The organism is Rhizobium sp. 21-4511-3d (genome assembly GCF_053522545.1).
Window position 1 is genome coordinate 38,700 of the sequence record NZ_JBNWCF010000010.1, and the last position, 22,133, is coordinate 60,832.

The 22,133-nt window shown below is 57.2% G+C and carries 20 protein-coding genes; 3 read left to right on the forward strand and 17 right to left on the reverse strand.

The window, feature by feature from the left end:
- Positions 1-1,102: 1,102 nt before the first annotated feature.
- Positions 1,103-1,324: a hypothetical protein gene (locus tag ACQZ5H_RS21435; protein ID WP_112716065.1), complete on the forward strand. Its 222-nt coding sequence runs from the start codon at positions 1,103-1,105 to the stop codon at positions 1,322-1,324.
- Positions 1,325-1,539: 215 nt separating this feature from the next.
- On the opposite strand, the gene ACQZ5H_RS21440 is transcribed toward ACQZ5H_RS21435, so the two are convergent.
- The 5 genes from ACQZ5H_RS21440 to ACQZ5H_RS21460 form a co-directional block, all read right to left on the reverse strand.
- Positions 1,540-2,505 carry a 3'-5' exonuclease gene (locus ACQZ5H_RS21440; RefSeq protein ID WP_449098988.1) on the reverse strand — a complete coding sequence of 322 codons (966 nt, stop codon included), beginning with the start codon at positions 2,503-2,505 and terminating at the stop codon, positions 1,540-1,542.
- A gap of 412 nt (positions 2,506-2,917) precedes the next feature.
- A complete protein-coding gene (locus ACQZ5H_RS21445) occupies positions 2,918-3,700 on the reverse strand; it encodes a Crp/Fnr family transcriptional regulator (RefSeq protein ID WP_203431566.1) in 783 nt (260 codons plus the stop codon).
- Positions 3,701-4,192: 492 nt separating this feature from the next.
- Positions 4,193-4,402, reverse strand: a complete 210-nt coding sequence (locus ACQZ5H_RS21450) for a hypothetical protein (protein WP_246777750.1) — start codon at positions 4,400-4,402, stop codon at positions 4,193-4,195.
- A gap of 206 nt (positions 4,403-4,608) precedes the next feature.
- Positions 4,609-4,884, reverse strand: coding sequence for a DUF982 domain-containing protein (locus ACQZ5H_RS21455; RefSeq protein WP_112716059.1), 276 nt, complete (start codon positions 4,882-4,884; stop codon positions 4,609-4,611).
- Positions 4,885-5,064: 180 nt separating this feature from the next.
- A complete protein-coding gene (locus ACQZ5H_RS21460) occupies positions 5,065-5,637 on the reverse strand; it encodes a cysteine hydrolase family protein (protein WP_449098989.1) in 573 nt (190 codons plus the stop codon).
- Between the two features lie 269 nt (positions 5,638-5,906).
- Here ACQZ5H_RS21460 and nadE point away from each other — a divergent pair, with 269 nt between their 5' ends.
- Positions 5,907-6,725, forward strand: a complete 819-nt coding sequence (gene nadE / locus ACQZ5H_RS21465) for an ammonia-dependent NAD(+) synthetase (RefSeq protein ID WP_203431567.1) — start codon at positions 5,907-5,909, stop codon at positions 6,723-6,725.
- A gap of 299 nt (positions 6,726-7,024) precedes the next feature.
- Here the strand turns inward: nadE and ACQZ5H_RS21470 are convergent, their stop codons facing one another.
- From ACQZ5H_RS21470 to ACQZ5H_RS21500, 7 genes are all read right to left on the reverse strand, one after another.
- Positions 7,025-7,342: a chaperone modulator CbpM gene (locus tag ACQZ5H_RS21470; RefSeq protein ID WP_199629675.1), complete on the reverse strand. Its 318-nt coding sequence runs from the start codon at positions 7,340-7,342 to the stop codon at positions 7,025-7,027.
- A 9-nt stretch (positions 7,343-7,351) separates the two neighbouring features.
- On the reverse strand, positions 7,352-8,257 hold the full coding sequence (locus tag ACQZ5H_RS21475; protein WP_203431568.1) for a DnaJ C-terminal domain-containing protein: 906 nt from the start codon (positions 8,255-8,257) through the stop codon (positions 7,352-7,354).
- A gap of 342 nt (positions 8,258-8,599) precedes the next feature.
- The gene (locus ACQZ5H_RS21480; RefSeq protein WP_449098990.1) at positions 8,600-9,679 is read right to left on the reverse strand and encodes a DNA topoisomerase IB; all 1,080 of its coding nucleotides are present in this window, start codon (positions 9,677-9,679) and stop codon (positions 8,600-8,602) included.
- Between the two features lie 242 nt (positions 9,680-9,921).
- Entirely contained in the window at positions 9,922-10,446 is a 525-nt protein-coding gene (locus ACQZ5H_RS21485) for a DUF992 domain-containing protein (protein WP_203431570.1), read from the reverse strand.
- 519 nt (positions 10,447-10,965) lie between these two features.
- Positions 10,966-11,388, reverse strand: coding sequence for a hypothetical protein (locus ACQZ5H_RS21490; RefSeq protein WP_203431571.1), 423 nt, complete (start codon positions 11,386-11,388; stop codon positions 10,966-10,968).
- A 733-nt stretch (positions 11,389-12,121) separates the two neighbouring features.
- Complete coding sequence (locus ACQZ5H_RS21495; protein WP_203431572.1) at positions 12,122-12,325, reverse strand: CsbD family protein; 204 nt, start codon at positions 12,323-12,325, stop codon at positions 12,122-12,124.
- A gap of 171 nt (positions 12,326-12,496) precedes the next feature.
- Entirely contained in the window at positions 12,497-12,799 is a 303-nt protein-coding gene (locus ACQZ5H_RS21500) for a hypothetical protein (RefSeq protein ID WP_203431573.1), read from the reverse strand.
- A gap of 209 nt (positions 12,800-13,008) precedes the next feature.
- Here ACQZ5H_RS21500 and ACQZ5H_RS21505 point away from each other — a divergent pair, with 209 nt between their 5' ends.
- Positions 13,009-14,133, forward strand: a complete 1,125-nt coding sequence (locus ACQZ5H_RS21505) for a helix-turn-helix domain-containing protein (protein WP_449098991.1) — start codon at positions 13,009-13,011, stop codon at positions 14,131-14,133.
- Between the two features lie 30 nt (positions 14,134-14,163).
- Here the strand turns inward: ACQZ5H_RS21505 and ACQZ5H_RS21510 are convergent, their stop codons facing one another.
- The 5 genes from ACQZ5H_RS21510 to kaiC form a co-directional block, all read right to left on the reverse strand.
- Positions 14,164-16,917: an EAL domain-containing protein gene (locus ACQZ5H_RS21510; RefSeq protein WP_246777752.1), complete on the reverse strand. Its 2,754-nt coding sequence runs from the start codon at positions 16,915-16,917 to the stop codon at positions 14,164-14,166.
- Positions 16,914-17,792, reverse strand: a complete 879-nt coding sequence (locus ACQZ5H_RS21515) for a FecR family protein (RefSeq protein WP_203431576.1) — start codon at positions 17,790-17,792, stop codon at positions 16,914-16,916. Before ACQZ5H_RS21515 ends, ACQZ5H_RS21510 begins: the two co-directional genes overlap by 4 nt.
- A gap of 506 nt (positions 17,793-18,298) precedes the next feature.
- On the reverse strand, positions 18,299-19,777 hold the full coding sequence (locus ACQZ5H_RS21520) for a sensor histidine kinase (RefSeq protein ID WP_203431577.1): 1,479 nt from the start codon (positions 19,775-19,777) through the stop codon (positions 18,299-18,301).
- Complete coding sequence (locus tag ACQZ5H_RS21525) at positions 19,774-20,067, reverse strand: circadian clock KaiB family protein (protein WP_246777753.1); 294 nt, start codon at positions 20,065-20,067, stop codon at positions 19,774-19,776. Before ACQZ5H_RS21525 ends, ACQZ5H_RS21520 begins: the two co-directional genes overlap by 4 nt.
- An 11-nt stretch (positions 20,068-20,078) precedes the next feature.
- Entirely contained in the window at positions 20,079-21,764 is a 1,686-nt protein-coding gene (gene kaiC / locus ACQZ5H_RS21530) for a circadian clock protein KaiC (protein WP_203431579.1), read from the reverse strand.
- Positions 21,765-22,133 lie beyond the last annotated feature (369 nt).

Consider the following 22,133-nt stretch of genomic DNA (forward strand, 5'->3'; position numbering starts at 1 on the left):
CAATGCAGGCTGTTCCTGACCACGGACCTCAGTCTAATGCCGATCCGGACCTTAGTCTGACATCGCGATTTGCGTTGTTTCAACCGCGGCTCTGACGGCTGGTCTCTGCTACGTGACGGAGCTTGAGCTTCAACGCCGGTCAATGATGCCGCTGGCCAGCAAGGATGGATTGTATCGTAATCGGAAACTGTCGCCCTTGGGAGGCATAGCCAACTTTCTCTCTTTGATGGAAGTGATCCGGGTAACCACCACGCTGCTCACGGTTTCCATCACTCGCGGGGTTCCAGTGCAGGAGACGTCGAGCCGAGTGCTACCAACGGCGCCGACACGCGTTCCTTGAAGACAGGAATTGACGAGATCGGGAAGGCCCGGTCGGGGATTTATGGCGCGATAAGCCCTTGCGCACGGCTCTCAATGGCGGTCCGCTCGGTTTACCCTTTGAAAAAGTTAGCAAAGAGTTCACTATGCAGGCGCAGTATCGAACGTAAAAAAGGCGCTAGCAATCCATTTCCAAGGGGTCCGCAGCCAATGACCGATGTTTGCGCTGAACTGAGCATTCCGCCCGTCCGGTAGTCGGGGAATTTCTCTTCCATCGGTCGATCACGCAATTACTGATAACAGAACCGGGCCCCCTCGCCGACATTTGCGCGGGCAAGCTCAATTATTCAAACAGTCTTTGCCGATCCGCATCCAATCTCGATTGATTTTCCCACAGCAGGATCATCCTCGTCTTCGACGCTGACGATCCGCTCGTAAGCAATCTCCTGGCCTGGGGCCATAGTGCCGCTCCTGGAGCCAGAGCCACAGGTCGTGAAATCCACCCGAATGAGACCACCTAGATAAGATCATCGACGAGGAACCTCAGGCCGCAACCTGAAACGGGCTTCCCAAGCCGTGTCTTCAATGTGGACCAGCGCCGCCATTTGCCAATTCCTGTCAGTCATGTTCCCCATGCTCTTGCCATGCGGTGTCAAGGAAGCTGGCCTGCTTGGGAGCGCTTGGGTGTCGAGAGAAACCGAGGGTGCTTGGGGATTGTCGTAGGTCGGGGTATTCATTCTCGTAATTTTTGATATAGTCCAAGCTGTTGTGGGGAGTAGGCGTTATGAAGAGTCTGGTGCCTGAAGCTTTCTATTGGGCTCGTTCCGAGGAGCACACCGGGGGGAAGACAACAATCGTCCAAGTCTCGACGGTTTTTGGCGACGATCCGGATTTCTGGACCCTAGCGATTCCCGGTTCCGAAGAGCATTACATGACAAGTGATTTCGACATCATTGCGCTTGTCGAGCCACTTGAAGGACATTCTCTTCGGCAAGCTGCTGAGTAGTTTTTGTTTCGGACCGCCCGCGCATGCAATGGACTTTTTGGGGCCGTTAGAGTGCTCCTGTCGGCTCCAGCCGGACAGCATTAGCCATCATCAATATCCGAGTCACCATCCGTCCGATGGTGGCTATCCGGTTGCATTTTTTTGGATTGTGAGCGACCGGATAGCCGCCGCCAATGTCCTGACGCCTGTCAGGTGGGCCCTCTCGATATCGGATTCTATTTATAACGGTCGAAAGCGGTCGTGTATGTCACGAGCGGGTCCGCGTCTTCCCACCCGTAAACCTCCGCGCGGAGATAATTGATCTCCTCTTGCACAGCCTGTTCGTCGACTTCGGTCCACCATGACTTCGGCCCGCCATCACTTCCGTCAGACCATTTGTAGCCACGCTTCTTCAATTGATCCTTCATCTCGAACGGACTGTGTTCAGCAATGATACGCGCGCGCTGGCGCTGGCTCGACCGGTAAAGTTCCGAAAAAGGCGAACTGTCGCTTTCACCGTGACCACGATCAAGGATCTCCAGCAGCGCGAAGCAGTCGTCGACCGCTCGATGAGCCTCGTGAAAGTAGCCCGCCTGCCCGATCAGGTATCCGAGCTTGGTACCATCGAAACCGCGGGCAGCCCAATCAATCTCCGACACCGAACAGGCCCAGGCCTTTCGGTGGAATACAGGCGAAAAAGCTTCCAGAAATGGCCTGTCGAACGCCGCAAAGTGCGCAATGATTAGATCCGCGGGCTCGATCAGCGATCGCAGTCGATGGGGGTCGACAATGTGGCCGGCCACCATGTCGTTAGTAATTCCGGTGAGCCGGGTGATTTCGTTCGGGATCGGCTTCGTCGGCTGGTGCAATGCACCGTAGACGTCAGTGACGTCGCCGATTGCTCCGAGCGCGTCAAATGAAAAGCTGACGATGCCAATTTCTATCACTTCGTCTTCGCGATGGTTAAGCCCAGTCGTCTCGGCATCAACGATGACGCCCCTCATAGGAAAGCCCGCTCGTGGATCCGGCGCTATCGGTCTCGGCTCTAGCTTACTGCGGACGCGATAGCGACCAGTCGCCTCCAGTTGGCGAACCAGTTCGTCATGGCTAGTAGCGGGGGCCCGATTCACTGCCCGCCGCCGCCGCGGGCCAAGCGCGGAAGCCTCGCTTTCATCTGGAAAAAAATCGAACTGCTGCATCACTCGTCTGTCTTGGATCCATTGCCGAGAACGAGCCATAATCGATTCCGTGGCTCAGTTCAGGGGAAATAGCTGACGGGTTAGCACATAGACCGGACGGCAGAGACGCTCAGGCATGGCCACAGTGGCAGGGAGCGAGACAAGCGCGCGCGAGCTGCCGCCCGTTCGACATCAGCGGCAAGAGCGAAGATTTTGTCGACACGGATCGACTGAGCCAGATGGAGATCAACCAAGACGCAGTGAGGGCCAGGGGCGCTGTCCTTTTTCCTAGGGCGAAATAACGTTTAGTATGGCGTGGATGGAAAGGAAGACGATAGGGTAGTCATTTCTGTCAGCTCCCTGCCATGCGACGCCTTTGAACGAGGCTAGCGACCGGCTTGGGAATCCTCGGGAATGGCCGCAATTGCAGCTTGACTTAGTCAGCGAGCACCGGACCAGGTGAAGGACCACCCAATATTTCAAACCAGGCGTTTTCGGGCATGCCGTAGAAGTCGCCGGCCAGCGTTTCCAGGCCCGGTCGGTCGTTGATAAAAATATTGCCACGATTGGCTCGGACCAATCTTTCTCCCTCCAGGAGATGCAGGGCTATCGTGACGCCTGGACGGTGAGCGGCAACTTGGCGCGCAAGCTCTTCATGGGTTATGGGGATGCTGTCGCCATCCAAGCGATCATGTAGCATAAGCAGCACACGGGCAATATTTTGTGGGATGTCACCTTGGCGCCCGCTCATCGCAATCATTCCCATCTGCACGTGGCGCCATTCAAGATAACGGCAAATGCGGTCTCGAAACCGTGCGCTCTTGCGTGAAAATGCGATGAAGTCAGGAGCAGCGATCTCGTATCCCGATCCTTCAATGCGAACTTTGACCGGCATGTAAGTGGTAAAGACACCGTGGAGCAATTGGGCGCCGATCATGCCCTCCCGTCCGATCATTGCAACTTCAACGTCCAGTCCGGGACGATCCTGGGCGAGAATCGACACGACGCCGTCTTCGATGAAGATGACGTTGTCCACATGATCTTGCGCCCTCAACAGAAGGTCGTGGCGGGCAAGCTTCCTGCGCTTTAGAAGAGGAGCGAGCGCTAGCCTATCCTCCGCTGGCAAGAGCGCCAGTAGCTTGTTTTGAAAAATCGAAAGCATCGATAGAATATGAAACTGCGTTTGAGTCGCCGCCACCCATTGTACGTTTTTGTACATCAGCCCGAAGAAGCCCTTCGATCCCCTCTATTTTCACAGCCGTCTCCATGACGGTGGGCCGGCTCATGGTTCGGCGATACCTGCTGACGGTTTCTTCGGAACAAACTGGCCGATCTACGCCATCGGGGCGTTCAGTGGTGGCGGTAAGCACCGCCTTGATACGCCTCCGTGCCTCGCTACTAGAAGGTCTTATTGCCAAGCGTTGTGACAACAAAATTACGCAGCGGGGCGTCACCACGTGGCGTCCCTTCCCCGGTCGTCTTGCAAAAGCTAATCAGGCCGAGCTCGTCAAGCCGATAGCGAATTTCGCGTGCGCGGTGGTTTCGCCAGCCGGTTCGTCGGTCTTCTTAAAGCCGCGTTTCGATTGGTATCAAATAGGTTGTCCAGCATGGCTATTCCTATCGCGGTGGAGGTTCAAAATGTCCCAGATACCGTCAAGGTCCCCACAACGAGAACTGGTAGCTTGTCCGGCGACGGTCGGCAACTCTTCGACTACACCGACCGACCAATTTGCCTAAGATAGGCAATGACGGCATCCTTGTGCATCGTCAAATCGATTCCGCGTGCCGGGTCGCGCGCATCCAGCAAGCCTGAAGCGTCGGCAGGATCTAGAATGAGGATCACGTTATTTTCCGTGACGTCCACGGCAAACCCTTCGCGCAAGAGGCGGTCGACATATGTTGTCACGCTATCGTCAGCCATCTGATCCTCCATACTGCTTGCAGCGCTTCTGAAATGAACAAGGGAGCAGGATGTTCCGTGCCGGACCCCTCATTGGGGATCCTGTCTCAAGGCGATGCGATCGTCCAAGTCAAGACCACGGTTAACGAGCACGTTCGTGGCGGCAAGCATCTGGCTATCAGCGCGGCTTGTCTCTACGCACGTGCCGTACCGCAAGGCCGCGAGGATCAATGGACCCGGGTGTCGGCCTTGACGATAAGCGCAGCACGCAGCGCAGCTTTGATGAACGCCTTGCGAGCCTTGCCGGCCTTCGCCTCGCTCCGTTGGGAAGCGAGGCAGGCGACGAGTGCTGTGCGCCACATCGCGTCGTCTGATGATCTCGGCCACCTTCTCGACAATAGGAGCTCCGCAAGATCTGTGACGGAGACCGCTTTGTGCCAGCGATCCGACCCGTCAAACCTGATCGCAATGCTTCTGATCTTGACCGGCGAGGAAACAAACATTTTGAACTTTCCTTTGTCGTAAGGCCTAGCCGGCTCAGAAGGAGATGGTTCCACCGCGTCAATGGGAACCCACCCTCAGCGGCGTCCGCTCCAGCTTGGCGACGATAGGACAGATCCTTTCGTCAACGTGTGGACTTTCACGCGACCGTGCGGCAACACAGCTCTCGACCGTACCTCGCATCAACGCATTGAGGATAGGATTTGCTCGGTCGAGGACACCTCGACTTGAACACTGAATCTTGAGCCGAGCAAATCGAGGGTTGAATCGTGAGTGTTGTCGGCTCCGCTGCAAACCGCGTCAGCCGGTATGATTACATGGTATCCAAGGTCCACAGCGCCAAGCACAGCTGCCAGAACACAGACGTCGGTTTCACCGCCGGTGATGACAACAGTGTCGACATGTTCGTGGGTCAGAATTTGGTGAAGATGACCGCTCACCCATGGCGAATATGTGGTCTTGGTGAAAACTCTTGCCGGCGGCACGAAGCATCCCAGTTCAGGCACGAGATTCAGCAGTTCGTCGGGAAGATTTTCACGTGTCATGCACTCCCATTTGGCATAGTACTCATGCCACCTTCCGGGCATCTGCGAACCGTGTTGCGGTGTTAAGAAGCGGGTGAAGACGGTTCGTTCAGCAAACCGTCCGGCCAGCTCGACAACTTGGCCAGAAATCTTTGCCATCCAAGGAACCTGCCATGGCGTCGGTTCCGCGAACATTCGCTGCATGTCGATGCACAAATGGACCCAAGTCACTAGCGTCCTCCGGTTTCCAACAGTGCCGAGTGGCCAGGAAAGGACGAACCATGATCCGTTGAGGAAGTTCCGTCGCGTCTTTTTTCGTGCGATTTTGGACAGAGGGCTTTTCGAAGACGATGAAATCGGAACTATCAGCTCACCTGATTGTTCAAGGGTTTCGACCTGCAGTTATTGGTCAATCCCACTCGGCGGGCACAGGCTACTAGCGTTCGCTTGCCTCCTCAAGAGTTTGTAAGTCCCGTCGTTTCTCGGCCCGGAGGTGCTTAGTGTCGCCTGAACAGAAATCCATCATCGAAGCCCTTGGTGTGCATGAACATTTCGATGCGGAACACGAGGTAATACGGAGATGTTCATTTCTGGAAGACTACTGCATAGCAGCGTCGCGTCGGTCATTCGTGCTTGGGATCAGCGGCGGCGTCGACTCACTGACGGCAGGTCTTCTGGCGCAAAAATCTGTCGCCAGGCTCAGGAGCGGCGGACATCAGGCGGAGTTTATCGCGGTTCGGCTCCCGTACGGCGATCAGGCCGATAAGTCCGACGCGCAGGCTTGTCTCTCGACTATTCAACCCGATCGCGTCATTACAATCGATGTCAAGCCGGCGTCAGACGCTATCATGAGTGAGATCAGTCGCAACGCTCCGGGGATCGTCGATGGCGATCGTTACCAGTTCCACCTGGGGAACATCAAAGCCCGTCAGCGTATGATCGCACAATATGCGTTGGCGGGCGCCACTCGCGGGCTTGTTATCGGCACCGATCATGCTGCGGAAGCTTTGATGGGGTTCTATACAAAGTTCGGCGATGGGGCCGCGGACGTGCTCCCCTTGGCTGGTCTTAACAAGCGTCGCGTTCGGGCACTCGCCAAGTTTTTGGGCGCACCGGAAAGCCTTGTCCTGAAAGTACCAACGGCCGATCTGGAATCGGACGCGCCGCTTAAGCCTGACGAAGATGCCTACGGGGTGACATACGACGAGATCGATGATTTTTTGGAAGGGCGAGAGATCAGCGTCACCTCTAGAAATCGCATGCTGGCAATGTATTATGCTTCGGGACACAAGCGGACGCTGCCAGCCACTCCGATCTGATTTTTCGTCAGCCTCTTTCCGCTCTGGTAGCGCCGCGCGGGCGCTATTCACCTTTATCTTGAGCAGCAACGAGCTGCTCGCTGATCAGGCTGACATGTGGGAGCTGAATTCCCGCAAACCGATGTCTTTGTCATCGGTGCAAACTTCAGCATGATTGCATCTCGCTGGGTTGCGGTTGGCTTCGATCGCTTGGAAAAGGCAGAGGCTTTCAAGCATAGATACGTGGATCGACCAGCCAGTGCGGAGTTTGAGTATAAGAGCGACAGGAGCAAGAGTGACTGAGCAATTGCCGCGCTAACTCAACGGATTGGGGTCAGCGCCTGCCATAGGGCGTTTTGGACCGCAGGATCCTGTTTGCCGATCGCGTCCATCAGCAAGCGCATCCGCTCACGCAGGCTGTGCACCTGGTCGACGAGCTCGATGACCACATCAACGCCGGCGTGATTGACGCCCATGCTTTCGATGAGATCGAGGATCAGACGCCCTCTCGCAAGGTCAACGTCCTCATAGGAACGGGCTTGCGAAGAACTGCCGGGGATAATCCATCGCTCCTCCACCCACATCTGAAGAGTTGAACTTTCGATTTGCAGGATACGACAGTACTCAAGATCGTTCATCGCCTCCTCCTATAAGCCCCTCGGGTTATGGGATTTACCAGCTTCCCACCGGGTCATGAAGTCCGTCAACTCTGCGTCCGGTGTCGCCGGCAGAGCGATTTTCAGGACGACATATTGGTCACCATGGCCACCGTGCTTGTTGGGAAACCCCTTGCCTTTGAGACGAAGCCTTCTGCCTGTACTGGAATATGGCGGAACCGTAACGGACACCGTCCCCGACAAGGTGGCGACTTCGACCTTTCCACCCAGAACGGCCTCCCGAAGGGAAATCGGCAGGTCAATCCTGACATCATCTCCCTCAAGAGAGAACTGGCGGTCAGGAAGAACGTGGATCTCGACGAGGGCGTCGCCCGCGGGTCCGTTATTGTACCCAGGGGCGCCCTTTCCCCGCAAGCGCAAGATCTGTCCGTCGCGAGCCCCTGCCGGGATTTTTAGCTCAAGGGTGCCGCCTTCTGGCAGGGAAACGGTGCGCTTGGCGCCATTGGCAGCCTCGCGAAGCTCGAGTTCCAGCCGGTAGTGCGTATTGTCTCCAGGGTACGGTGCGGTGCCCCTGCCCCCTGCCCCCGAAAAGAAGCTTGAGAAAATATCGTCCCGATCACCAAAATCGGCAAACCCACCGGGATTATGGTATCGAGAGCGGCTATGCTCCCCTGATGCATAGTCGCGATAGTAGCTACGTTTTCCCTGCTCGCCACCGGTCTCGTCGATTTCATGCCTATCGAACCTCGCACGCTTATCCTCATCCCCTAAGATCGCGTAGGCGGCGGAGGCTGCCTTGAACTTTTCTTCGGCTGACGCGTCACCCGGATTGAGGTCGGGATGCAGTTTTTTGGCGAGCTTTCGGTATGCGGACTGTATTTCCTTCTGCGTCGCGTCTTGTGAGACGCCGAGCGTTTCATAAGGATTTGCCATCAATCTTTGCCCTGCATCGTCATCGCCTAAGAAATAGTGCCGGTGACTTTTACCTGCAAGGCCTTCGGGGACGTCATCCCGGATGGCAAAATGGAAGTGTCCTCAGGCGCGTGGGCTGCGGAGGCCTTGGGCCGAACGGCCTGGAATCTGCGCGATCCTCGCAACGGCGCATCGGCGTCAGGCAGGAAGTCCTGCCTGGCCTTCAGGTCGTGATCTGCACGGACGAAATTGCCAGAGCATGGCACGGCGCCGACAATGGTCGGGGGACCACTCTTGGTCGTTGACAGTGTCGTAGAGCCAAAGAGGACGCCAATGCCGGGAAAGTCGCCAGCCGTGGATCGCAGCTTAGGCGCTGGTCCTCGTGCCACCCTGCCTACTCTTTAGCCATCTCACCACCCTGATTTCTTCCTCATCCATCCACTGCAGCAGCCGCGCGCTTCTAGTCGTCAGCTTTAGGACGTCTCCAAGCGTACCAGCTTGAAAGTCCTCAAACACCGCCGGATGAATATAGGATGAGCGGCAGACCGAACGGGTGTTCACAAGTTTGGCAGCAACCTGATCAACGGCATCGTTGAGTTGTCGTGCGAGCGCCCGCTTCGTTGTCGCAGCTTCCAGCGATGCCAGAACCTCCACCGCCATACAGGTTGCACCCCATGTTCGAAACTGACGGGAGCTAAAGTCGTCGCCGGTGATATCCTTGATGTATGCGTTGACGTCGTGTGAGGAGATTTGGCGGCATCCGCCTTGATCACATACATACTTAAACAGGTGTTGCCCTGGAAGCTCTTGCAGCTTTCTGACGACATTTGCAATCCGGCGATCACTATGGGCAAGGTTCCATTCCTTGCCGGATTTTCCCTTAAAACGAAACTTCACGCTTCCGCCCTCGACCTTCACATGACGGCTTCGTAGCGTGGTGAGCCCAAAGGAGTTATTCATCTGCGCATAGGCGGTATTTCCGATGCGGATGTACAGATTGTCGAGCATCCACACAACGGTTGCAAGCGCTTTGTCCATGTTTAGGCCGCGCGATCGAAGATCGAAATCAACCCTCTCGCGAAGATCGGGAAGGCGGCCGGCGAACGCGCCGAGCCGCTCGAATTTTGCTTTCCCACGTTCAGCATGCCACTCGGTATGGTACCGATACTGCCGTCGGCCTCGCGCATCTGTTCCGATCGCCTGCAGGTGGGAGAGCGGGTTGGTAGAGATGATGACGTTGGTATAAGCGGGAGGGATGGCCAACGCGTTTAGGCGCTCTATTTCGGAAGGTTCCGTTATCCGACGCCCGTCGGGTCGGTAATACAGAAATCCGCTGGCCCCAGGCTTTCGCGTGATACCGCTCTCCAGCCCTGGAATGTAGACAAGTCCGGAAGCTAGTTTCGCCTCCGCATCCATCGCATCGATCTTCGCAAACATCTCGTTCATTTCGCTCTAACTCGAATTGAAGTCTCCGGTTCCAGCTGGCGGGACAGATCGACGGCTCTGTTAAAGGAAAAGTCACGCTGACAGTTGTTGCAAATCCGATATCTCAAACAAATGGCGCAGCAAGGTCTCGGTAACCCGGTGCTGACCCGAGCGCGTTCCAGCGTCTTGGATTTAAGGCAGCATAGAATTGAAAGGTAAACTGCGCGCAGGCGGCCGCGCGCAGTACTTCTTTCTCAGGGGCTTCAGCCAGCTTTTTGAAGCTTGAGTTGAGCGATCCCAGCCGCGATATTGAGGCCGACGCCGCCCTCGGCACTGATTGGCTGCAAAGCGAAGTTCTTTGAGCTGCCACCGACCAGGGCGTTAGCGCCGAGACCGAGTCCGACCGACGCTCCGGCTGATGCTCCGACATACCTGCCGGCAAGCGCCCCGTCGCCGACACGCGTGGGCACGGTGTTGACGACCAGCCAGCTCAAATAACGCTTGCCGGTCACGCCCACGTCGACACCCAGCCTTCCAATCGTCCCGACATACCGTTCAATCTTGCCGGATCGCTGTTTGAAGGAGCACTCCAGTTTACGGTTCGAGCCGATGACCATGCCTATGCCTCCAGCCACCTCACACTGGAGCGTGCCGAGGCGTTCCTTCGGCTGATCAGCGACGACCTGTTTGACATGCTTTGAGCCGTGGTGTTGCCGCATTGTGGCAGCATCGGCCGAGCCTGCAAAAGCCATAGCGACCACTGCGGAAGCGAATAGAGCAGATTTCATTGTCATCTCCTTTTAGAAATAGTCCAGCCGCCTAACGCGCGACTTTGGTTTTGGTTCAGCCGGTTGGATGTGGAGAGGGTTCAACGGTGATGGCCTGAACCGGAACCTGCAGCGGTTCGTTTGCCGATGTGGCCGCGTGCGGCGGTGCGCGATTGATTTGCGCTCAATCGCACGAGGTTGCGCATCATCATGCGCGTGAACGGATCGGCGTGCCACCCTTCACGGGCGCGACGGCTATGCGAGCACAGGAACTGCCGCGGCAATGGATGGCGACAACGGCAGGACCGAATAAAAGCGTGCCGATCTCCATGTCTCGCTTGGGTCAGGGATTACGTGATTGGCTGTAGACAGACGCCGCTCTGCCATCTGGCCGGATCATGGACCCGTCTAAGCCCGGCTATCGCGAGTAAGGAGCACTGGACGACTGGTCTTATCGCTCTTCCAACGAAAAGCAGCCTGGACCGTGGTGCGGCCGGGCTGCTAAGTGAGACGCTGCGCCAGAACAAGCGCAGATGACGATTACTTCACGCCGAGCTTCTTACGCAGGTCTACATTTTCAGCCCGGAGCTTGTCGCCAAGTTGCTTGCGCAGCACCTGGTTCTCTTCTTCGAGTTTGAGCAAATCGGCCATCTCATCCGCAGAGGCGACAGGGCGGGCGGTCGCAGAGATCGTGCGCTTTCGTCCACCAATCTGGGTCGCTTCAGACTTGGGCTTACCCTTACGGCCGGCCGGCGCTGCCAAAGCTAAAGGATTATCCTCTGCAGCTTTGGCGGCTGATCTCTTTTTGCCGCGGCTGGTCGCGGCACTGCTGGTCTTCTCAGCTGGTGAGGACGTTGAAACCACCGCCGGCTTGCGAGGCGCGCGTTTCTTTTTTTGGGGAGTTGTTACGACTTCGGCAGTGGCCGGGTCTGACGCTGGGGCTGGATTTGTATCGTTAGCCATGGGTTTCTCCGTTTCAGGGCGAATTTGTTGTAGGATGTCCAATGGCAACGGTCGACAGGACTACCAGGACGCTCGGAAGTGTAGTTCGGGAAACTTGTCCGAGAACGACGTGTTTAGCGGAGCCACCCAAAATTGATTTCGGACCTCGCTTCGATCGTCTCGCTGGCATTCCCGCCGTTTAAGTAGCAGGAGATTGGGACAAAGAAGCTGACACTCGTCGTACGCCACGGGCTGCTAGGCGCGACCCTGCATCGCCTGCTTCATCATTAGTGTGTACTCATCCATGTGGGAGGTCTCATGCGCGTCTGGCCGGGTTAGCATTTGCGCATGTTTCGGATCGCCGCCCTCGGTATATTGGCGTTTCGGCTTGCTCGCGCTGGTCGAACCGGCGTCCCCGCAAGTTAATTTCTCGCGTGCCATCATCAAACTCCGTGCGTTTCAACCGAATTGATCACGAAACGGTGTAGCAACAAACTCGTTCCACGGACGCGATCGACGAATGCGTCAAGGGCGCTAATCGAATTCGTCATCGCAGCGAACGGTTCGGCTGTGACGGCTAAAGCCACGGCGGTCGACGGCGTTGACGAAAAGTTAAATGATCACTTGCACACGTCGAAGCAGGAAAGGCAGCAACATCAGCTGGCAACGAGCATGATTATCGATACAGCTGGCTCCAATCGTCTAAACAAAAGTCGCCGGCACAAGGGCCGGCGACTAGAAAGTCCTGGAGCTTTTACCAGGTCTGACGGCCATACCAGGCGTCAACGTCCTTGTTGGCACGATCCTTCTCGTAACCATAGCGTTCCTGGATCTTACCTTCGAGCTGGTTGCGCTTTCCATCGATTACGTCAAGATCATCGTCAGTAAGTTTTCCCCACTGTTCCTTGACCTTGCCCTTCATCTGCTTCCAATTGCCTTCGACGCGGTTCCAATCCATCGGTGTTTTCTCCTTCTATGTTAGGACGAAACGCGATGGACGCGCGCTCGTTCCAGCCGCTGATGTTGATTTTCGAAATTGACCATGGCACTGGCAGTGTCGGGAACGGCCAAACTTCCGGTTGCATGCCCATGGGCCCCTCGACCATGGCTCAGCCGGCCCCACAATCTTCTAGCCCCTGCGGCTCACAAGCCTGGCCAGCATGGCGGTTATGATAACGCTCGCTGCAACCCACGCCAGGGAACGGCCATTTTCCCGTTCGTCCACCGCATTTCTTCGCAGATGTCCAAAGGATAGTTGCTCGCGGAGATCTGCGACTTCCTTACGAAGCCATGCGAGCTCTTTACGGGCGGCGCGAAAAACCTCGTCGTCGTCGTCTTCCAAGACGCTCGGGCCACCATCATCCTCCAGTTCCTCGAGATATTGTTCCAGTTCCGCGCGAGACGAGAACCCCTTGGCTCTAATGTCGGTCATGATCGTTTTCCTGTCGCAAGGTTTGAGGGTTTGCAGGGTTAAACGCTGATTGCTTGAAAAAGATGCACCACCTCAGGGCTGCAGAACTGGCAGGGCTGCCAACACGCAACGCCGCTTGGAGAGCCCCACAACCGGAGATATGTCCAGACCATCCTTGCCTGCCATGATTCCTGCCCCATCTAGGAGTCTCGAACAGTAGGAGCCGGGTCATGACTTGCCGCGAAGCGCTGACCGGGAAGCGTATTCTCCTGGTTGAAGACGATTATTACATGGTGAGCGAGTTAGCACAGCGTCTCGCGGCGATGGATGTCATCGTCGCTGCGAAATGCCCAGGTGTTGCAGAGGCTCTGGGGGCGATCGCGGCGTCAACTGACCTCGATGCCGCTATATTGGACATCAATCTGTCGGGCGAGATGGTCTTCCCCGTAGCAGACAGGCTGGAGCGGCTCGGCATCCCTTTCATTTTCGCCACCGGCTACGACCCGGATGTCTTACCCGATCGCCACGCTGACAAAATTGTGTTGCGCAAACCCGTCGAGGTCGAGAGTTTGGCGCTTGTCTTGTCGGACGTTGCGCGTCAAAGAACCGTCTCGATCGAGGAGGCACTACAAAACGATCTTCTCGCCCTTCTTCCCGCACACACTCTGAAGGAACTTTTGCCGCTCCTGAGCAGGATGAGCGTGCCAAGGGGGGCTGTTCTTGAAGTTGCCCATCAGACGATCAGCCGCGTCTACTTCCCGCTCGATTGTGTCGGTTCGCTCATCGCCGTCGGGAGCGGTGACGCCAGGATTGAAACAGGGCTCATCGGCAGGGAGGGGATGACAGGCTTCGGGATCGCGCTCGGCGATGAGCGCACGCCGCACGAACTTGTCAATCAGATTGAAGGCTTTGCTCTCGCCATAGCCGCCGACGATTTCAAGCTCGTGCTGAAGGACGCTCCCGAACTCGATCTTCTTGCAGGTCGGTTTGCACGATGCCTTGGCATACAAGTGAGCCATACCGCTCTCGCCAACGGCAGGTTCGACATCCGCACGCGGCTTGCCCGATGGCTGCTGATGGTGGACGACCGTACGTCCAAGAGCGGCTTTGACCTCACTCACGAATATCTCTCCATCATGCTTGGCGCCAGAAGGCCATCAGTGACGGAAGCAATTCACGTATTAGAAGGAGAAAGGCTCATACGATCCACTCGAAGTCACCTCGAAATCCGCGATCGACCAAAATTGCTTCAGTTCGCAGGCGAGTCCTATGGCACTCCGGAAGCGGAGTATCGCCGCCTCATGTCATTGCCGATCGTCGCAAAACCGCTGGCCCGACTCGCCGCTGTCGGTTGACGAACCTCGTTCGATGATGGCGATCCAAGGTTAAGCTGATCTGCGCTCAGGCCCGAAGCCGAAAGCTGCGAGCATATCATCGGGTGGCTGGGGCCTGCCAAAGAGATAGCCTTGACCGGTTGCGCAATGGAACTCGCGAAGAAGCGCTTGTTCAGCCAAGCCCTCGACGCCTTCAGCGACGATCTCCAGCCCCAACCCATGGGCAAGGGAGACGATTGCCTTGACGATCTCGAAGACCCCGTGGTCCGCAGTCATCCTGCGAACAAATGACTGATCGATCTTAAGTTTGTCGAGCGGCAAATCAGCGAGATAGCTCATAGAGGAATAACCCGTTCCAAAATCGTCGAGTGCAATGGAAACACCGATCGCGCGAACCGCAGCCATTTTTGCCTGCGATCGGCCGCCATTGTCGAGGAACGCAGATTCGGTCAGCTCGACACAGAGTCGTGACGCCGGCAACCCACTCCTGGACAAAGCAAGGCTAATTTCCCCTTCCACATCGGCGCGCTCGAACTGAATTGGCGAGATGTTGACCGATACAGCACCCGTTGGCCAATGCATGGCGTCCGCACAAGCCTGCATCAGCACCCAGCGGCCGATATCGCAAATTATCCCGGAAGACTCTGCAATTGGGATGAACTCCGTCGGTGGGACGATGCCGAGTTCGGGGTGGCGCCAGCGCAAAAGTGCTTCCGCGCCGACGAAATGTCCCATCGCCAGGTCCACCTGAGGCTGGTAGAGCAGAAAGAACTGCCCTTCGCGCAGCGCACCCCTCATGTCGGCTTCGAGACGTCTGGAGCGGGCTTGTTGGAGCGCGACGGCCGGATCATAGATCGACCAGCGCCCTGACGTTTCCTTAGCGATGTCAAGCGCGGATTCGGCTGCGCGCAGAGAACTCGCCGAATCGACAAGCTCGGTGCGTGCTACGCCGAGCCGGACGACAACGGTGGCGGACATCTCGTCGAAGACGACAGGCTCCTCGAAAAGAGCCAGCAAAAGATCGGCTTGAGACGCCGGGTCGGCATCATCCCCGGCTCTCAGGATCGCGAACAGGTCGCCATCGATTCGCGCCAGCAGATCGCCTGGGAAGCTGGCGGCGAGCCGGGAAGCTACTGCCTTCAAGAGCTTGTCACCGACATCGCGGCCCAAAGTCGCGCACACGTCCGAGAAGCGTTCGATATCGAGAACCGCCACTACGCCGCCGCGTCCTTTAAGGCGTGCGAGGAACTCGCGGCGATTCAAAAGCCCGGTTAGCTCGTCCTTCTCGGCCATCGACTTGAGCTTCGCCTCGTATGCCTTGCGGGCGGTGACATCGCGGATAATGACGCACCCGCCGAACGAGGGTGCCGCTCGAAATCCCTTCTCCTCGACCGGAGAAAGGGTGATCGCCGCTTCATAGTTTGTTTCGCTTTCACCCCTGCGTCTGACAAACTCTACGATCGTGCTTTGGATCCTGCCGGGATCGGCCTCGTATAAAACAGCAAGATCACGGATCGCCGCCGTCACCGACTGTTCTGCGCTGCTCAGCAGGTTTGCGCCGGCCCCGACTCTCAGGATCGATTTGGCAGATTCACTGATTTCTGCGATTTTCATGTCGCCAGCGAAGGCAACAATTCCATCGGAGCTGTCGGCAATGATACGCCGCATGAGGCGGCGGGCGTTGCGGGCGTCGATGTTTGCAAGCGTCACCATCATCTGACCGAGATCTACCCGTTCGTTCAACGCGAGACCGCTTGCGAGCGCGAGCAGAAGCCAGGAGACAGTCGTCCCTGTCACGATGGCATAATCTTTCTGGAGAGCGTAGGCCGTCAATTCGCAGACGGCGCCTAATGTCAAGGCGAGCGCCGAAAGCTTGGCCAATCCAACGGAACGCGACGACAGGACGGCAGCGATTAGCGCGGCAGCAAGGAGAAGCTCCAATGGCCCTTGATCGACTTCGGTCAGGAGGCGGGCCTGGATCAGCGTCTCGGCTGCGAGAACATGAATAAGAGGTCCCGGCAAAACTCCATGCACCGGGACCGGAAAGATATCCTTCAGTTCGGTTGCAGAGGCGCCGACGACAATGGAACGTCCAGCAAGCTGACCGGCTGCTACCTTGCCGGTAAGGACATCCGCCAGTGAGTAAGTGGGCACGCTGCCGGGCTCAATCGAAAAGTCGATCAGCCGATGCCCTGACGTCTCCGGGCTTGCGCCGAGAGCCGAAGCTGCAGATGGCGTTGAAATGCCTTCGAAGGCGCTGCCTAAATCGAAATTGCGCACCGCGCCGTCGGCGTCTGTGGAGACGTTCGCAAATACCGGCCAGGCGTTGGACAGGAGCCGGGGGATGGGCCTGGTGACCACCGTCTCTCCTGAGGCCGCGGCGATCTGCTGGCGGAAGATCGGTAGAAGAACGCCTCCACCGGCGCGCTCCAGTGCCAATGCGATCGCGTTATCGTCATCGGCATCGGAGGGGGTGGAGAAATCGATATCGAGGAAGATGTCTGCTGCATTTGCAGCGATCAACTTGTCCAGAAGCGTGGCATAGATGCTGCGAGGCCAAGGCCAGACGCCGACCTCGTCAAGCGTTCGCTTGTCGATGGCAATGAATACAATCTTGCCGGAGGCTTCCCTTGGCGCCCATTGAAACCGCTTGTCGATCAGCCTTTGGTTGAGCGCCGTTAGCGCGGTCAGGCTGGGGGCGACGACCGGAAGTGCAAGCATGACGGTGATAAGCGCGGCGCGAAGCGCGATCGGGCCAGTGACTGCGTCATAGATCCGCCTAAGCGTCGCGCCGTAGCTTTTCACTTGTTGTTGCCTTTGCCGCTATTGCTGCCGTTTCCGTTATTGCCCTTGCCGCTGCTGTTGCCATTGCCTCCACCATTACCGTTGCTTTCATGGCCAGAGCTGCTGTCTTTACCGCCTCCGCTATTGGTCGAGCGATTGTGTTCCTTGCCGGACTTGCCCCCGCTGTCGTTGGCAGTGTTCTTGCTCGTATCCTGCGATCCCTTGCCCGATTTCTCTTTGTCTTCTGCTGAACCTTCGGTCTGGCCGGCGAAGGTGGTCGTTCCCACCGCAGGCACGACCGCGACGGACGGTGTAACGGCTATTATCGATGGGCGCGAGGCAGCACCATCGACTTTCATCCTCGTCTTTCGGTCGACAATGGCGCTCTGGCGCGGCCCGACATTGGCTTGCTGGCCGCTCGCGAAGGCGGTCACCTGCACGAGGCCTCGATCAACGGACACAGACGCTTTGGACCTTCCAACGCTCACATGGAAGATTGTGCTTTTTACAACAGCCGCTAGATAGGGCGTCTGCGCCGTCGTATGGGGCAGGCTTCGCCTTTCGATCTCCAGATCAAGCGCGCCCACCTGCTGAACGATTTCCGTTTTGCGCGGTGCAAAAAAGCCGGCTGGCTTGGTGGTGATTGCGGCCATCGTGTTAGGCTGAAAGGCGATGCTTTCCACGCCCCTTACCAGTCGCGCCTTTCCGCGAGGCCCCGTCGAGATCCAGGCGTGATTGGGAAGAATGTCGCCCGACTTTAAGTCCTTCCACGACATTTGATCCGTCGTATAACGTACCTGGCTCGTTGCCTTGTCGACTTTCCAGTCATCGCTGCCAGCGATCGCCGAGACCGGCAAGAGGAAAAGCAGGACGACAAAACGAAGAACAACGCGCATTTCCACCCCCGTGTTATCGGAGCATTTAGGCATGGCATCTTTAAGAATCGTTTTAAGTTCGCGCCGAAGCTGACCGCAAACACGCAGTATGTACGGTATCGTACGGAGCCCTCAAAGATTCGTGATCGTGCTCGAGAGCGATCGACCGACTGCCTGTACACCTGACCTTCGTGCGCCGATCCATGCATCCGTCACGCTGCCCGTTAGCCAACGCGCTAGACGAAATCCTTCGTCAAGTCGCGGTAATACCAGCTGTGCAAAGCGTGCCTTGGCGGAAGCGTTCAAAGGCAGGCACCGTCGGGATGTTGCATCGCATGTCCATATTTCCAAAGATCGGTTTAACATATGCTTCGGCGCTCATGCTGCAAGGTCCGTGCAGGACGGGCTCGGCTTGAAGCAAACAGTGCCTGGCGCACCGCATGCGATGATGATTATGCGCTTGGGTACTCTCGCCGCCGCCTTTAAGCGCCGACAGCGTGGATGCCTGGGTGTCGGGTGGCATGTGGCTAAGCTTGCACCACGTCCTCAACTGGGATCCTGATCGTACAGCGCACGCCGTCGGTCTCAAAATCGAGCGATGCGCCGCCATTGGCCGAGTATTGAAGGCTGCGTGTAATCACGGTGTTTCCAAAACCGCGTCGGGTTGGCATCGAGACGGCAGGCCCACCAATTTCCTTCCATGAAACCTCAAAATATGTGTCACGGGCAGCCACGGATACGGCGATCTTGCCGGTTTCGATTGCCAGGGCGCCATATTTTACCGCGTTGGTCGCGAGCTCATGCACGACAAGCCCAAACGCAATGGCGGCACGCGGCAGAATTTCGATGTCGTCGCCGATCATCTCAAGTCGCGAACCGAGCTCGTTAACGTAAGGTGCCAGCTCGGTGGAAAGGATATCGCGAAGAAAGATCGAGGCCCAGGAGCGGTCAGCCAGAACGTTGTGGGTTGCAGCCAGTGCGTGGATCCGGCCAGAAAATGCCTTGCGAAAACCATCGATCGTCTCCTCGGTCGAGGCTGTCCGGTTAGAAATGGATACGACCAGTGCCAGCGTGTTTTTAACGCGGTGATCGAGCTCGCCCATAAGCAGCAGCTGCTGCTTCTCAGCTGCCTTGCGGCGCGACAGATCGACGAGTGTGACGACCGTCCCAATGCTTCCCTCGCCGACCATCAGCGCGGACGCACTGACGAGAACGTCCTTTGCGCCACGGCTGCGCGGTGCTATTGCCTCGATGCCCTGAATTGGTTGGCCACTGGCGACGACGTCAAGAAAATCGCCGCCCTGCATCAAGCCGGTCGCTCCTCTAAAATCGAGTGCGAATGCCTCGTCGAACGTAGAGCCGATCGGATCGGCACCGGCAAGCGACGATGCGGAGGCGTTGGCGTGGGTGACGACACCGTTGAGGTCGCAAACCACGACGGCCTCGACGGCCGAAGCAAGGATCGCAAGAGCTGTCCGCTCAGCCTGGGCACGCTTTTCGGCGTTGATGCGCGCGGTAACATCGGTGAAGGTGACGGCAACACCGGAATTTGTGCCAAGCGTCATTTCGCCGGCTGCTATCAGCAGGTGTCTTGCGCCATCGCCGCTGCCAAGCGTGACCTCGACGGCCGACGTCGCGGGATGCGCTGCTGAAATCAAGTCTCTCAGCGCCTTTGCGCCGTTCGCTCCAAGCGCTGTGAACAACACCGGCCCGTCCAGGGCGTCGCGAGCAACATCGACAAGGTCCGTCAGGGCTCTATTGGCGTAAAGCAGATTGCCGAACCTGTCGAAAGCCGCAGCGCCGAGGTTCATCGCCTCCATGAAAGAGCGATAGGACTCTACGCCTCCTTCGAGGGTGAAGACTTCCTCGCCATTCGCTTCATTGCGGACGACCAGCGCGTCGATTTCCCCCTCGCGTATAGCGCGGATGACCTCTTCCGCCTCCTCGAGGCGCCGGCGAAGGTCGGCATTCAGGCTTTCGGCCTTTGAGACCGTAGTAGACGTCATTCGCCTTCCACCTGAAGGCTGACCAGGACCTTCTCCGTGTTCGAAAGGTCGCCGATGATCTTGCGGATAGGAACTGGTAGTTCGCGCACCAGCGTCGGAATGGCAACGATCCCATGCTCACGCGCAAGCTGCGGCGACTTTCGAAGATCAACGACTTCGATCACATACTTGCCTGGAAGGCTCTCGGCGCAGATTCGTTCGAGGTTCTGGAGCGCAGCCAGCGACTTCGGGGTCTGGCCCGCAACATAAAGCGTGAGTTTCTTCGGCGTTCCGGTAGGTTGGTCTTCCATATCTTCCATCGTCATTCCGCCACGCGGCGGCTTTTCTCCATATCAGACCTATCCGAAGCAGCTTGGTCGAGATAGACCCGCTCGGCCTCAGCATCGAAATTCAATTCGGCCTCGTCGGCGTCAAGTTCTGCCTGAAGAGCCTCAATCTGGGCAAGCGTCCTGCGGCGTTTCTGCTTCAGCCGATCGGCCCGACGGATGACGTCCGCCCGACGCTCAAGCTCCGCCTTCCGAAGCCGTGCCTCTTCTGCCTGTCTCTGGGATCCCGTCAACGCCCTTCCATCGCCGATATATGGCGCCACAAGCTGGATTCCATTGTCTGACATGACAAATTCACGGACCTGATTAGAATGGGCCGTCCCGCGGGCCTTGAGCAGATAGAGCTCGCGGTTGAATTCACCGCCGACCTCGCGATTGAGCAACAATATCCAAGCGTCCATCAGCGACGATAGGCCGGCGTCCGTCTCCGTGACCCCTTCCTGGGAATGCATGAGGTGCGTGAAGACAGCGGTCGTACCGCGCGACTTGAGGAAATCGACCATGCGCAACAGCATCGATTGGACCTCAAGCGGATCTCCGCTTCCAACAAAGGCGGAAATCGGATCGAGGACAACAAGAGAGGGATCGAACTTGTTGATCTCGCGCAGCATGATGGCAAGGTGCATTTCGAGACTATAAAAGGTCGGCCGCACAGCGATATAGTGCATTCTTCCAGCGTCAATCCATTTCGCGAGATCGGTGCCGATCGAGCGCATGTTACGGACGGTCTGGTCAACCGACTCCTCGAAGGAACAATAGAGGGCTTTCTCGCCGGCCATACAGGCGGCGTTACAAAATGCGGCCGACAATGAGCTCTTGCCCGAGCCTGCAACACCGCTAATGAGAATGCTTGTTGCCCGGTGAAACCCTCCTCCCGACAGCATTGCGTCGAGATCTGGTACGCCTGATGATATACGATCGTTCGATACCTTGTGGTTCAGGCCCAGTGTGCTAACCGGCAGGACACTGAAACCGTCTTCATCAATCAGGAAAGGGATTTCGTTGGTTCCGTGGGCGGTACCACGATATTTGACGATCCGAAGGCGGCGGGTGGATATCTGGTTATGAACGCGATGGTCTAGCAGGATGACGCAATCCGAAACATACTCCTCAAGGCCCTGCCTGGTAAGTGACCCGTCGCCGCGCTCCCCCGTAATGATCGTCGTCAAGCCTTTGTCCTTCAACCAGTCAAAGAGCCGGCGGATTTCCGCGCGCAAAATGGCGGGGTTGGTAAATGCGGAAAAAAGACTTTCAATCGTGTCGAGCACGATGCGTTTTGCGCCGACCTGGTCTATCGCTAGTTCCAAGCGCAGGAAGAGACCTTCAAGATCGTAGTCGCCGATTTCCTCAAGTTCGGATGGATCGACGACGATATGCTCGATGTAGAGCTTGTCGGCGTCGATCAAGCTCTGCACATCGAAGCCGAGCGACGCGACATTGTTAACGATATCAACCGGCCGTTCCTCGAAGGTGACGAAGACGCCAGGCTCGTCATAGTCGCGAGCTCCGTTGAGGAGAAAGGTTGAGGCAAACAAGGTTTTGCCACAGCCGGCTGTGCCGCACACGAGCGTCGGTCGCCCCGTCGGAAGGCCGCCGAGCGTCAGATCATCGAAGCCGGCGATGCCCGTAAGCGACTTTTTGATCCCGGCGATATCAGCCATGTATGCGACGTCCTGTGATGTTCTTCTGAAGCTGTCGTATCTGAATGGTTTTCCGTTAGCAAATCGTCACTCGCGCTCTTCCTGCCCCCACCATCAAACTGCCCGTATCCGCCCGCGTCAATCAACCAGAAAAACCTCTCTAATTGAATAGCATAATCCATTATCGGTCTATTTTGGAACAATTTCCGCCGCGGCTGAATCGCGCGCTTCACACGAGTGGCTGCTGATGCTTGGGAGACAGTGTGTAGGGTGAACCCGGCACCGGCCCGCGATCGCTTCAATCGCAAAGCTGCCCGGTCCGGTTAGCTTTTAGGTGCACTGCGCCGGTATCGAAGTGGCGGACTGCCTGATCGCTTCAGAGACGTTTCT